This window comes from Synechococcus sp. JA-2-3B'a(2-13) (assembly GCF_000013225.1).
Lineage (GTDB): Bacteria > Cyanobacteriota > Cyanobacteriia > Thermostichales > Thermostichaceae > Thermostichus.
In genome coordinates this window covers 648,111-661,506 of the sequence record NC_007776.1, presented here as the reverse complement: position 1 = coordinate 661,506, position 13,396 = coordinate 648,111, and the positions used below count along the sequence as shown (strand labels likewise).

Sequence of the window (13,396 nt, the reverse complement as noted above, 5' to 3'; positions counted from 1 at the left end):
TGTCTGCGCTGGCGCTCCTGAGAGCGGGCGTTTGACGTTCGGTCATCTCAGTGGGGAGGAGACACCGTGGCGACTGGTGGATATGCGTTGGTGGACAGCCTGCACCGGCATGGGGTGCAACACATCTTTGGCTATCCGGGGGGAGCCATCCTCCCCATCTACGACGAGCTGTACAAAGCCGAGTCTCAGGGGCTGCTCAAACATTACCTGGTACGCCACGAACAAGCGGCTGCCCACGCCGCCGACGGATATGCTCGCGCCACCGGCAAGGTGGGGGTGTGTTTTGCTACCTCTGGCCCAGGGGCGACCAACCTGGTGACGGGCATCGCCAACGCCATGATGGACTCTGTACCCATGGTGGTCATCACCGGGCAGGTGCCCCGCCATTTGATCGGCACCGACGGCTTTCAGGAGACCGACATCTTTGGCATCACCCTGCCCATCGTCAAGCACTCCTACGTGGTGCGGGATCCGCGCCAAATGGCTCGGATCGTGGCCGAGGCTTTTCACATTGCTGGCACCGGGCGACCGGGGCCGGTGCTGATCGACATTCCCAAAGATGTGGGGCTGGAAGAGTTCGACTACCAGCCGGTTAGCGAAGTCAACATCCCCGGCTACCGGCCCACGGTGCGGGGGAACCCGCGCCAGATCCACGCGGCGGCCAAGCTGATCCTGCAGGCCAAGCGGCCCCTGCTCTACGTGGGGGGCGGGGCCATCATCTCGGGTGCCCATGCCGAGATTGCCGAGCTGGCCCACACCTATCAGATCCCGGTGACCACCACCCTCATGGGCAAAGGGGCCTTCGATGAGAACGATCCCCTCTCGGTGGGGATGCTGGGCATGCACGGCACCGCCTACGCCAACTTCGCCGTTACCGAGTGCGACCTGCTGATTGCCGTGGGGGCCCGCTTTGACGACCGCGTAACCGGCAAGCTGGACGAATTTGCCAAGCACGCCAAGGTTATCCACATTGATATCGACCCGGCAGAAGTGGGCAAAAACCGCACTCCGGACGTGCCGATTGTGGGAGATGTGCGCACCGTCCTGGTGGAGCTGTTGGCGCAACTGAGCAAAATGCCCCACACCCCTGGCCAGACGCAGGCTTGGCTGGAGCGGATCGAGCGCTGGAAACGGGACTACCCCCTGCAGGTGCCCCGCTATGAGGGCGTGATCGCCCCGCAGCAGGTGATCGATGCCTTTCGTCGCCATGCTCCCCACGCCTACTACACCACCGATGTCGGTCAGCACCAAATGTGGGCGGCGCAGTTTCTGCGTAACGGGCCGCGCCAGTGGATCTCCAGTTCTGGCCTGGGCACCATGGGCTACGGTTTCCCGGCGGCCATGGGGGTCAAAGTGGCCCTGCCCCACGCCGAGGTGATCTGCATCAGCGGCGACGCCAGCTTCCAGATGAACATGCAGGAGCTGGGCACGGTGGCCCAGTACGGCATTGCCACCAAGGTGGCCATCATCAACAACGGCTGGCAGGGCATGGTGCGGCAGTGGCAGCAGGCCTTCCACGGCGAGCGCTACTCCCACTCGGATATGACTCCGGGCATGCCGGATTTCGTCAAGCTGGCTGAAGCCTTTGGCGTCAAGGGCATGCGCGTCGATCACCCCGATCAAGTGGACGACGCCATCCAAGAGATGCTGCGCCACGAGGGGCCGGTGGTGGTCGATTTTGTGGTCAAGCGGGACGAGAACTGCTACCCGATGGTGCCCGCCGGCAAAGCCAACTACCAGATGATCGGCCTGCCGGAAAAGCGGCAACTGGAGCAAGCCGCCGAGCTGATTTACTGCCCCAATTGCGGCACCAAAAACCCCAGCCTGCACAAGTTCTGCGCCGAGTGCGGCACCAAGCTCTAGAATCGGTGGCCTGGCCATTCGGCTGGGGAAGGCGGGCCCCAGCAGCAGGGAGTCTTCGGGGATATCGGGGCTACTGAACAAGCCAGATTAAAACGCTCCCTGAGCGCTCTGCGAGGCCAACACGAGCGACTCCTGCCCCTTTCCCAAAAGGAGAGGAAGGTTGGGATCAGCGCAACGAACGGAGGATCCCTCCTGCCCTGGGGTAGTTCGATCCCCTCAAGGAGGGTAGCCGGAAACTTCTGCCTCTGGTGTCTCTGGCGGTCGGAAGCAGGCACCCTCCAGACCTGCCCAACCGGCTTAGAGGGGTCGGTAAACCCGGTAGTTGATATTGGGGAAGATGTTGTCCATGTATTCCACCTTGGCCAGCCACTGCTCCTCTTCAGGGGTGGCTTTTTCTCGCCGAAACTGACCCTCTTTGATCTTCTCGTAGAGGTGGTTGAAGCGCAGCAGATGGGACTTGGTGCGGCGCACTGCATAGGGAACCATCGTCCCTGTGCGCATGATAAAAGCCCAGTCAGACGATTGAGCCAGTAGCAATTCTCGCGCCGCCTGGTTCAAGGCCCGCCATTCTAGGTCATCGGCAGGCTCGCGACGGCTCAGCTCGATCATCCGCTCGGTGGCCTTGTGCAGGTGGGGGTAGATCCAGGCGTTGGTGGGGTTGAGCCAGTACTCGTGGAAGCCGCGCGCCCCCCAACTGGACTGGGCAGGTTTGCACACCTGCTGGGTGGGGTTCTCCCGCAGGTACTCCGCCAGGTGAGTCATGCGGTAGGTGTTTTGGTCGAAGTAGCTCTTGCGGATGAGAAAATCCAAAAACCAAGGGCCCTCGTACCACCAGTGGCCGAACAACTCCGCATCGTAGGGGGCCACCACCAGCGGCGGGCGGCCCATGACGCTGTACAAATATTCGATTTGCCGCTGGCGGTTGAACATAAAGTTGCCCGCATGCTCTGCCGCTTTCTCCCGCGCCCAATAGGGGTCGTAAAGCTGCTTTTGCCCCAGGTCCAGGTTGCGCCCGGTGATGCGGTGGTACTTGATGCCGGTGTTTTTCCGCTGGCCGTTGGGCATGATGTAAGGCTTGATGTACTCGTAGTCGGCCTCATACCCTAGGTCTTTGTAGAACTCGCGGTAAACCGGATCCCCTGGATAGCCCACCTCTGCCGACCACACCTGCTGCGAAGACTCGTGATCCCGCCCGAAAACGGCGACGCCGGTCTCGGTAAAAATAGGGGCGTACATGCCGTAACGAGGCCGGGGCTTGGCGTAGAGAAGACCATGGGCGTCGGTGATCATGTAGCGCAGGCCGGCATCGGCAATCATCCGCTCCAGCCCTTGGTAGTAGGCGCATTCCGGCAGCCAGATCCCCCGCGGCCACTGGCCAAAGTGTTCGTTGTAGTGCTCACAAGCTACAATCAACTGCGCCCAGACTGCCTGCGGGTACATCTGCATCAAGGGCAGGTAGCCGTGGGTAGCCCCACAGGTGATGATCTCCAGGTTGCCGCTGTCTTGAAACTGTCGAAAGGCCCGCACCAGATCCCGGTCGTAGCGCTCCCAGAGATCCCGCACCATGGCAAACTGCTTGATGTAGTGCTCCGCCAGGTAGCGAATGTGGCCGTTGGTGGCGTTTTTGTCGTACTCCAGCTGGGCCAGCTCTTCCAATTTGGTTAGGTAGTGGTCGTAGCGCTCCTGCAGCAAGGGATCCCGCAGCATCGACACCAAGGGCGGCGTCAGGGACATGGTGAAACGAAAGTCGATGCCATCTCGCTGTAGCCCCTCGAACATGTGCAGCAGCGGCACATAGGTCTCCGTGATGGCTTCGTAGAGCCATTCTTCCTCCAGCACAAAGTCTTGCTCAGGGTGGCGCACAAACGGCAGGTGCGCGTGGAGTACCAAGGCGAGATAACCCATGGCAGCCGGGGATCCTTACAGACAGGGAAAGATAACGGAGCAGACTTACCCTTCTCAGCAGCAAATCTGTAGAGAAGGTTAAGCCCAAGATTGCTACCTATCGTCCAGCATTTCGTCCTTGGGGTCAAGAGCTGGGATCGCTGGGGATCGCTGTTGGGCTCAGCGGTGACGAATGAAGTCGTAGATCTCCAGATACTCCTTGCCAGGATAGTTCCAGGAGTAGTCGTAGCTCATGCCTTGAATCTGCAGTTGACGGAACTGGTCAGGAGCGGTGTACCAAAGGTCGATGGCCCGATCCAGAGCCGACTCCAAAGCAGCTGGATCTGTGTGATAAAAGACGTAGCCGTTGCGTTGCTCGGGCAATTTGTGGGGATCGTAGTCGCGGTCGAAGACGGTATCCACCAGGCCACCCACTCCTCTCACCACCGGAACTGTGCCATACTTCAAGCCAATCATCTGAGTGAGTCCACAGGGTTCGTAGTGGCTGGGCACTACGATGATGTCTGCCCCCGCATAGATAAGGTGGGAAAGTTCTTCGTTAAAGCCCAACTCAATGTGAACATCGGGGTTGTTGTTGAGGTAGCTTTTCTCGTGGGCAAACCAAGCGCCGATCCCTCGCTCCGTAGCGGATCCCAGCAGAACAAATTGGGCATTTTTGAACAGGGAGCGGTAGATGGCATGATGCACCAAATGCACGCCCTTTTGCTCGTCCAATCGCCCGATATAGGCCACGATAGGCTTGTCAACATCCTGCAGTAGCAGCCGATCCCGCAGAGCTTTTTTGTTTTTAGCTTTATTTTCCAGCGTTTGAGCAGTGTAGCGCACGGGGATAAAGCGGTCGATCTCCGGGTTCCAAATGTCGTAATCGATGCCGTTCAAAACGCCGCGAAACTTGTGCCGGTGCAAGTAGAGGGTATGGCCAAGTCCATAGCCGTAGTCGCCAAATTGCACCTCCAGCGCGTGATTGGGAGAGACCGTAGTGACAAAGTTGGAAAAAACAATTCCCCCCTTCATAAAGTTGAGAGAAAAGGGGTTGAAGTTATCGCGCAAACGGTCGTAGTGGAAGTAGTAGGGTTCGCGGTTGAGGCCGGTAGCCCAAAGAATCTCTGGGCCGCCAAAGCCTTGGTGTTTGAAGTTGTGAATGGTGTAGCACACCCGCTGGTTTCCCATGCCGTGGTACTTGTAGATCTCAAACAGCAGCACCGGTACCAACCCTGTCTGCCAGTCGTGGCAATGGATGATGTCGGGGCGCTTGTTGCTTTGTAGGAGAAACTCTAGAGCCGCCTTGCTGAAAAAAGCAAAACGCATGTTGTCATCCGGGCAGCCGTAATAACACCCGCGATTGAAGAAGTTATCGCCCGAGTGGGGCTCAATAAAAAAGCAAAGGCGGCCATGCACCCAGCCGCAGTACACCGAGCAGTGAATGGCTCCCCCGTACCAGGGCACCCAGAGATCGCGATAGGCGTCGTGCAAACCCCAGATCTGGTCGTAGCGCATCGTGTCATACTTGGGCAAAACCAGCTCGACACAGTGGCCCCGCACCTCCAGCTCGCGGCTGAGGCCGTACACCACATCCCCCAGTCCCCCCGCCTTGATAACCGGGGCGCATTCAGACGCAATCTGCACGATGTACATTTCGAGACCTCCCGTAGCACCGCCTTAGCTTTCTTTACAAACGATAATCTTTTTGGCCTCGACAGAACATCCCTCCCAATGGCAAGGGATCCCTGCACTGGGGAACAACCTCTGGGCCGACCGGGTTCGAGCCCCAGCTGCGCCGTTTGCCGGGGAACCTGATCTACGGGAGCAGCCCTCTGGGCAATTATGGGCATTTCGATTCAAACTAGAAACGTTGAATGCACGGGGCCAGAAGGCTTTTCAAGGACTCCGTCCCGCTGGCGCGATCAGTAGCCCAGGCCTCTCACCCTAACCTGAAACGCGACTATGAACGGCTGATCCCGCTGGGGCGGTACCGTTCTTCGAGCCAAGTGCGCAGCTCATCTTCCGGGAAGGCGGCAGCCAAGGTGCCCGTTCTGGGATCGTGGGCATGCCAAAGAACATGGCCGGATGGATCCTGGCTTTACGGTAACTGCAGCCGGCTGCACCTCCCCTCGTCTCTTGCGAGCAGGCTTACTCTCTCCGGCTAGGGGTAGCCAGGGATTCTTCAAGGTCACGCGAACTCAATACCACTGCTGAGCGTAAAGGCGCTGCACCAAATAAAACACGAATAGGTTGACATCCACGCGCCGCTCGTCGATCATAAAAGACTCGATGGTGCTGGCCGGGGATCCTTCGGTGGTACAGCGGAAGAACTTGCGGCCATTCAAGGATCCCTCAGCAAACAGCACGCTAAATTGCTTCTTGCCTCCTGCAAACGCGCCGACCAGCGTCTTGCCTTCCAGGCGCAGCTCCAGATCGCTGACTCCGCGCTTTTGAAAAGCCGCAATGGCCGCCGGGATCACCTCTTCCGTGATCTGTTGCTCGAAGGGCTTTTCTTCCTTAGCAACTTTTTTCGCAGCGGCTTTGGGGGAATCCTCAGCAGCAGGCTTGGCAGCTTCAGCGGGTTTCTCGGCAGCAGCGGCCTCGGGGGTGGGTTCTCCAGACATGGGGAAACGCTCCGACAATCAGATGGGTAAAAGCCTTAGATGCAGAACAATCAAAAACTCTGTCCAGAACCGGCAAAGAGCTAGCCCTTGGGGATGTATTGGCCGACAATTTCTTCAGCAGGGATCTGGGGAAAGCCCATGCTGAAGTTGGGGGCACGCCCCTGCAGGTTGTAGGCAATCTCCCCTTGCTTGAGCAGGGAGCGGATGAAATGTTCCAGGTCAGACCCAATGCGGCGGATATTGTACTCGGTCAAGTCTCGCCCCCGGTATTCTTCCACCAACTCTTCGAAACGGGCATAGACCTTTTGCAGGGCAGCATCAGTCCAGACCAGCTCGTTGTCCGGATCCACATCGAGGGTAAACAGGTCGTCGCGGGGCACGAAGTTGTTGTCTGCAGTAACTTCACCGGCAAAAATGTGGACGTGGCGAGTGGTGCATTTCAGCATTGCGATGGCTCCGCTCCGGATCTAACCTGCTAAACAGCGTATCATTACCTAGCGCTTGTGGGGGATCCGCTATTTGCCCTCGACTTGTTCCGGCCCTCTCTATGTCTGCTGTTAATGTCTGCTGTTATTCCCCAACTGGAACGCCTGCACATAGAGGTGACCAACGTTTGCAACTTTAAGTGCGAGTTTTGTCCAGATGGGATCATGCAACGGCGGCGGGGGCACATGGAGCCCGCTCTGCTGGAGCAGATTTTGGAGGAAGTAGCGGCAACAGGGCTGGCCCGCGTGATGGCTTTTCACCTGATGGGGGAGCCGCTGCTCTACCCATACCTTTTCGAGGGTATTCGCAGGGCCGCTGAGCTTGGCCTTCGCCTGCACCTGACCAGCAACGGCAGCACCTTTGCCCTCTGGCCGGAGCACATTGAAAAGCTGAACCGCAGCCCCTTTGCTAAGCTAACCATTTCCCTGCAAACTCCCGATCCAGTCACCTTCAGCATTCGCGGAGCACCTCCCCGCCTCACGCCGGAGCGCTACTTTGCTGGGATTACCCAATTTCTGCAGGTGCACTTGCGCTCCTCCAGCCCTACGCAGGTGCATCTCAAATTCCTGGATACTAGCCCCCACCCGTTTTTGGTGCCGCATAAGGCTCTTTCGGTGATCGATTCTGCACAGCAGATGCCCGCTCAGCTCTCGGCTTGGGCCAGACGAGCTTTGCAAGGGATCCCGGATGCACCGGCTCTCGATTGGGTAGAAGCCCAGATTGCTACTTACCGACCGGGCCGCTGGCAGCAGATCCGCATCCATCCCCGCTTGGTTTTGGAAACGTTTCCCTTGGACAGTTGGGGCAACGTGGAGACAGACCGGGTAATCCCAGCTCGCTGGGGATACTGCAATGGCGCTTCCGGTCAGGCGGGGATCCTCTACGACGGCACGGTGGTGCCCTGTTGCAAGGACTATGAAGGGCAAATCCCGCTGGGGCAAGTGACGCTGGGGGGATCCCTGGCCGAGATTTTGCGGGGCCAACCGGCCTGTGCGCTGCGGCGGGGGTTCAATCGTCTGCAGGTGAACCATCCCGTTTGCCAGCGCTGTATGGGTGGAGACACTTGCATCAAAGCCTTGGCCAGACAAGTGGGTTCCGTTGTCTACTTCAAGGTGTATCGGCCTTGGAAACAGAGGCTGGATCCCGGTTGGGGACAAGTGTAGACAGTTTCGGGAAAAGTCAACGCCCCACAGCAGCGGTTTCCCTGCCGTGGGCATAGCAACAACGTGACTTTCTTTCGTGATTTCTTCTAAGGGGCTCAAGCCTTGGGAGGGAGTTCCAAGGCCAGCGGCCCCAGCAAGCCCTTGCGGTAGTCGTTGAGAACTTGCCGTGCCGCCCGCTGGGGATCCCCTTGATACCGCCGCTCGGCCAACTCCTGCACTGCAGCACCACCGGGAGGGATCGGATCCGGCCAACCGTAGCGCTTTTGCAAGAGAGATCCGGCTTGGGGCTGCACCCTCAGCACTTGATCCAAAAAGTGGGCCGCCACCCGTTCGGGATCGTAGGCCGCTTCGCCGATGTCATCGCAGATGGCCAATAGAGAGGCCGCCTGTTGATCCGGCAGAGAGGGCGGTATGATGCCCGGCGAGTCCAACAGATCCAACTCTCCCCCCAGCCGCACCCACCGCAGTTGCCGCGTCACCCCAGGACGTGCTGCGCTCTCAGCTGCCCGCCGCCCCAACAGTCGATTCAGCAAAGCAGATTTGCCCACATTGGGAAAGCCCACCACCACCGCCCGAACGGCCCGCGGTCGCATGCCCCGCTGTTGACGCCGCGTGTTGACCGATTGCCCCAAGTGCAAGACCGCCTGCTTGAGGCGATTCACCCCTTCTCCTGAGCGGCCATTGGTGGGATAGACAGGGATCCCTTGCCGTAAAAAATACTCCTGCCAAGCTTTCAGATCCCCAGCCTCAATGCAGTCCGCCCTGTTCAGAGCCAGGAGGCGAGGTTTTTCCCCCAGCCACCGGCCCAGCTCAGGATGACGACTGGCCAACGGGATCCGCGCATCCAACACCTCGATGACTGCATCCACCCGCTGCAACTCTTCCCGCAACTGGCCGATCGCCTTGGCAATGTGGCCGGGATACCACTGGATGGCCGGAGAACTCATGCCGCCAGAACCCTAGAAGTGGACAGCAGAAATCAACAGTGGGATCCAATCTAGCCCGATTCCCCAAAAGAGGCTCGACCTGCCGGCTGAAGTAGCCAATAATACAACGTGAGTGCCGCTGGGATCCCTTTCCTGGGCAACCTAATGTTTAACCAACGGGGGTGCGGGGGCAACAAGCCCCGCGCTCTACCCGCAGGGTTAGCGTCGGGATACATGGATCCCTGCATGCTATACCATTATCTTTTTAGGTTGTGTTGATCTTTCATTTGAGCCAAAAGAGAGCACTGACGAGATAGAGAAAACTCAAGAAGTTCCTGGCCAATTTGTCAAAACGAGAACATAGATGCCGGTACTGCTTTAACTTATGAAAAAAGCATTCGATTAAATGCCTCTCTTGATACAGATGCTTGTCATAATGCCGCTGCGTCTTTCTATTCCTTTTAGGCGGAATAACCGCTTGAGCTTCCCCTATCTTCTCAATCAACTTATCCGCATCATATCCTTTATCCCCAATTACTTTGGTATCCTTTCTCTGCCAGCCCTCTATCAATTCTTCCCCTTGAGTAATATCGCTCTTTTCTCCGCCAGTTATTCTCAATTCCAGCGGATTTCCCAACCCATCTACACTCACATGAATCTTGGTGCTGTATCCGCCTCGGCTTCTCCCCAAAGCTTGCTCCCCTTTTTTCCGGCAGCACAGGAGTGCGCTCGAACCATGGTTGAATCAATAATGAGATGCTCTAAATCAGGGTCGTCAATAAAATACTTGAACATCCGTTCCCACACTCCAAAACGACTCCACCGCTCCACCGGTGGAATCTTTGATAGATGGTGTACCATTTGCCATATCCTTCTGGGAGGTAGCGCCAAGGAGCACCGGAACGGGCTATCCAAAGAACTGCTTCAATAAACTGTTTGCAGTTTGCTTCTTTCCCAATGTTAACTCTCTCTTCTGTCTGTAAAAAAGCCAATATCTTCTGCCATTTGTTTTCATCTAAAAAAACCAACTTCATCTTCTTTCCTCATATAAGTTATTCTCTCTATCCTAACATAAGATCAACACGACCTAGCTCCCTCCTTCCCCCTGGACCCAACGCGGGAGCGCTACTCCATGTACCTAGCCAAGGTGCATCTATTACCCTGGCTCTATTGGAACCGCATGCTCAAGGGCAAAAAGTTTGAGGCAGACATCTTCAAGCCCATCAACAAGTTGGTGCATCGCTACTAAGGCTCTTGGATCCCTCGCCCCTGACCCCTCTCCTCTGGGAGAGGGGAGTTTTTTTAGAGGCAGGCTTTTAGCCTTTTCAGCATCGGCAGCGCCGTGCGCAGGCCGCCTGAGTATTCGCGGAACAGCCCACCGGCAGGTGATTTTTGGCCCTTCCAAGCCGGCTGTAAGCTCCCCAACCCCAGCCACTCACCCTTTTTCGCAAGCAGAACCAAGTCTGACTGCCTCTAGATTGTCCTGGGAATTACTGAGGAAGATCGCGGACAAAGCTACAAAATATTTCTTAGTATCAATGTTTTTTGAGATGTAAGGCTTTGCCGCATAACTTTCCCCTAGTCTCCGTAAAGACCGGATAGGCTAAGTGTGAAAGTCTCATCTAAGGATGTTATCATATGTCCGACGAAGAAGAGCTAGGGTATCTCATCAAGAGGCGAAATGAAATTATAGAGCAGCAGAGAAATATCCAAGCCATTATTCAGGCTCCAAGGAATTGGCGAAAACGGGATATTTTGCGTCAAGCAAAAGAGTGGGGCTGGGAAATTGTTCAGCGACGTGCCAGACATAGCACGCAGGCTGTTCGGGGTGATTTAAGAATTCCTATTCCCGGACACGGCGGCGGAGATACTTTGAAAGTAGGATTAGCTCACAAAGTCTTATCCGAACTAGCAGAGCCTGTACTCAGAGAGCTGCAGCTTCAAGAGCAAGAGTACAGCGACCTACTTATTAGCTTTCCAGCGAATAGAGGTGTTAGCTTTAGGGTTGAGGCGGATTTACTAACTAAGCAGATTGAGTTTCTGGAAGAGCAGAACCAAAAACTTGAATTTAAAATAGTCGAGACTGAGGAAGCAGCTCTTAGTTTGCTCACCGAGAAAGAACTTGAGAATCAGCGGCTAGCCAACAGAATGAGAGAGCTTGTGGAAGAGCAGCTTCAAGCGCAAGAAGTTCTCGGTCATGCTATCGTAGCTCTGAAGCAGCTCAAGCATCTCTTCGACCAGCTTCAGAATGCGGTAAACCAAATTCCCATCCTATGGGTTAAGAGCTTATTGCAAAGTTACCTGAACAACATCAAGTCTGTTTTTGAAACCAACTTGCTCTCTGCCGGTTCTAGAAAGTTGCTTCAGGAGAAAGAACAGGAGTCTTATCAAGGGAAGTTGCCTCAGGAGAACAACCATGGGTCTCATCGAGAGTCTTGAAACGGCAATCGCGACCTCGCGGCGCAACTATGCTGAGCTTGTTAGCTTGACAGACCAACTCATCACCGAGCAACAGCAGCAAGGTCAACGAAATTGGCTGCGGCTGAATGCCAAGCCCTGGACCGTAGCGACTCTTAAAAAAACCTTTGCTTCCTTTGCAGCAGCTCGAGCTTACTTTGGCAAATGTTATGGCTTAAAGGCAAGAGGGTGGAAAACTTTAGCAGAGCAGGTCAATACCGTTGAGACGGCATTGATTCACTTGGGTCTAGCTATTCGCGAAAACCCACAAGAAAAGAGCATCCCCCCTTTCAAGAATTGATGGCTACCCATTTTAGTCATTTCAAGCCAGGTTTTTTAGAAACAGGCTTTTAGCTTTTTCAGCACCACTCGATCCAGCGTCAGCAGCGCCGAGCGCAAGCCACCCGAGTAGCCCCAAAAAAAGCCGACAGGCAGATGTCCTGGCGGTGCATCCAGGCTGGTTTTGAGCTCGCCGTACCCCAGCCAGCGACCTTGGATCCGCCAACCCACGGCTTCCCCCATACACTCTTCGCGGGGCAAGGCGGAGAAGGATCGCGATCTGCCTATTGAGGTTCCTCCGGGGTCGCATCCTTGCCACAGTTGCTTTTGAACGCTAAAGCCAAAGCGCCCATGGCTGGCCCGCACCCACAGTTGGTCAATCAGCCGCAGCATGGGGCAGGGGAAGGCCTGAACATCCTTGGGATCAAAAAAGCCCACTTGCGAGCGCCCAGCAAGCTTCAGCATCAGGGCTGTCGTCCAGCGATCCGCCTCCCCCCACTGCCCCGCTCGCAGCCGATCCCACAGACCTTGCAAGGCAGGGGCTGCTTCCCCCACCCACTCTGGCCAAGAGAGAGTTCCGGGCAGGGATCCCCCCTTCCCTCTCTCCTCTGGACAGACCTCAGGAAAAATCAGGGATCCGGATCCCTCTTCTCTTCCAGCTTTTTTGGCAGTGGCAGGGGTGGGAGGTGCCACCAGTTGCTCTAGCTCTTCCGCCGAGTGCCGGGACAGGAGCTGTTCCAGCTCGTCTTGGGGTTCTGGAGGCTGGGCCAAGATCTGCTCCAGCTCCCTCAGCTCTTGGGTGCGGATGGCTGGCTCAAAAGCAACCGGCTTCCTCCCTTGTTGAGAGGCTTCTGCCGGTAACAGTGCCAGCCACTCGGCCATGGTTTGCGGGCGCTCTTCTGGGTGGAGAGCCATCCCTTTGAGAATGGCAGCCTCCACAACCTCGGGAATGTTGGGGTTAAGGCTGCGAGGGGTATCCAACTGGCGGCCTGTGGCCCGCACTGGCGCACACATAGGCACCATCCCCGTCAGCGCCGTGTAGAGGGTTGCTGCCAAGGCGTAGACATCGGTGAAGGCGCCGCGGCGGCGCAAGCTGTCGTATTGCTCTAGAGGAGCATAGCCATCGGTGCCGTAGGAGGTGTGGCGTTGGATCAGACCTTGGGTGTAGCCGCGAGCTAGGCCAAAGTCGATCAAAACTGCCTGCCCGGATCCCTCCCGCACCATGATGTTGGCTGGCTTCACATCCCGATGCAGGATCCCCTGTTCGTGCAAGGCCATCAGGGCAGATCCCACCTCCCGCGTCAGGCGCAGGGCTTCCGGCAGGGGCAACGGCCCTTTTTGCCGCAGAAGCTGGTGCAGAGTCTGGCCGCGGATGTACTCCATCACAATACACCAGCGCTCCTGCTCCCAGATCACTTCTTCCACCTTCACCACATGGGGGTGGTGGCAGCGGGCCAGTTGCAGCGCCTCATTCATGAAGTTCTGCTGGAAGTGGGGATAGTCGGGATCCTCACGAAGGCTGTCGTTCAAAACTTTGATAACCACCTGGTCGGCACGAACGCTATCCCAGGCCCGGTAGGTGATGCCGAAGCCCCCCTCCCCCAAAACGGCCTCGATGCGGTAGCGTCCCCCTTGCAATTGTTCACCAACTGCCCAAGCCATATCTGGATCCCCGCCTCTAGGGTCATTGTGTCACGGGGATCAGTAAATT

The 13,396-nt window shown here is 56.8% G+C and carries 9 protein-coding genes and 2 pseudogenes; 4 read left to right on the top strand and 7 right to left on the bottom strand.

Annotated features, from left to right (window positions below; translation table 11 throughout):
* Positions 1-63 precede the first annotated feature (63 nt).
* Positions 64-1,863: pseudogene (gene ilvB, locus CYB_RS03075) on the top strand (biosynthetic-type acetolactate synthase large subunit); the annotation flags it as partial.
* 297 nt (positions 1,864-2,160) lie between these two features.
* Here the strand turns inward: ilvB and CYB_RS03070 are convergent.
* The 4 genes from CYB_RS03070 to CYB_RS03055 form a co-directional block, all read right to left on the bottom strand.
* Positions 2,161-3,768 carry a glycoside hydrolase family 57 protein gene (locus tag CYB_RS03070; protein ID WP_011432292.1) on the bottom strand — a complete coding sequence of 536 codons (1,608 nt, stop codon included), beginning with the start codon at positions 3,766-3,768 and terminating at the stop codon, positions 2,161-2,163.
* A gap of 159 nt (positions 3,769-3,927) precedes the next feature.
* Positions 3,928-5,403: a glycogen synthase GlgA gene (glgA, locus tag CYB_RS03065; protein WP_011432291.1), complete on the bottom strand. Its 1,476-nt coding sequence runs from the start codon at positions 5,401-5,403 to the stop codon at positions 3,928-3,930.
* Between the two features lie 545 nt (positions 5,404-5,948).
* Complete coding sequence (locus CYB_RS03060) at positions 5,949-6,374, bottom strand: DUF2996 domain-containing protein (protein WP_011432290.1); 426 nt, start codon at positions 6,372-6,374, stop codon at positions 5,949-5,951.
* Positions 6,375-6,454: 80 nt separating this feature from the next.
* Positions 6,455-6,820 (bottom strand): NAD(P)H-quinone oxidoreductase subunit M, encoded by a 366-nt coding sequence (locus CYB_RS03055; protein ID WP_011432289.1) that lies wholly within the window; start codon positions 6,818-6,820, stop codon positions 6,455-6,457.
* Between the two features lie 114 nt (positions 6,821-6,934).
* Between CYB_RS03055 and CYB_RS03050 the strand changes: the two genes are divergently transcribed.
* Positions 6,935-8,023 carry a radical SAM/SPASM domain-containing protein gene (locus tag CYB_RS03050; protein WP_041437115.1) on the top strand — a complete coding sequence of 363 codons (1,089 nt, stop codon included), beginning with the start codon at positions 6,935-6,937 and terminating at the stop codon, positions 8,021-8,023.
* Between the two features lie 95 nt (positions 8,024-8,118).
* Here the strand turns inward: CYB_RS03050 and ylqF are convergent, their stop codons facing one another.
* Together ylqF and CYB_RS14480 are read right to left on the bottom strand one after the other, a co-directional pair.
* Positions 8,119-8,970 carry a ribosome biogenesis GTPase YlqF gene (ylqF, locus tag CYB_RS03045; RefSeq protein ID WP_011432287.1) on the bottom strand — a complete coding sequence of 284 codons (852 nt, stop codon included), beginning with the start codon at positions 8,968-8,970 and terminating at the stop codon, positions 8,119-8,121.
* 262 nt (positions 8,971-9,232) lie between these two features.
* Positions 9,233-9,983: pseudogene (locus CYB_RS14480) on the bottom strand (IS5 family transposase).
* A gap of 604 nt (positions 9,984-10,587) precedes the next feature.
* Here CYB_RS14480 and CYB_RS03030 point away from each other — a divergent pair.
* Positions 10,588-11,388, top strand: a complete 801-nt coding sequence (locus tag CYB_RS03030; protein ID WP_041436241.1) for a hypothetical protein — start codon at positions 10,588-10,590, stop codon at positions 11,386-11,388.
* Entirely contained in the window at positions 11,366-11,707 is a 342-nt protein-coding gene (locus CYB_RS03025; protein WP_049749558.1) for a hypothetical protein, read from the top strand. The genes CYB_RS03030 and CYB_RS03025 overlap by 23 nt, the downstream gene beginning before the upstream one ends.
* 35 nt (positions 11,708-11,742) lie before the next feature.
* Here CYB_RS03025 and CYB_RS03020 read toward each other — a convergent pair whose 3' ends face one another.
* Complete coding sequence (locus CYB_RS03020; RefSeq protein WP_011432284.1) at positions 11,743-13,347, bottom strand: serine/threonine-protein kinase; 1,605 nt, start codon at positions 13,345-13,347, stop codon at positions 11,743-11,745.
* Positions 13,348-13,396: the final 49 nt, after the last annotated feature.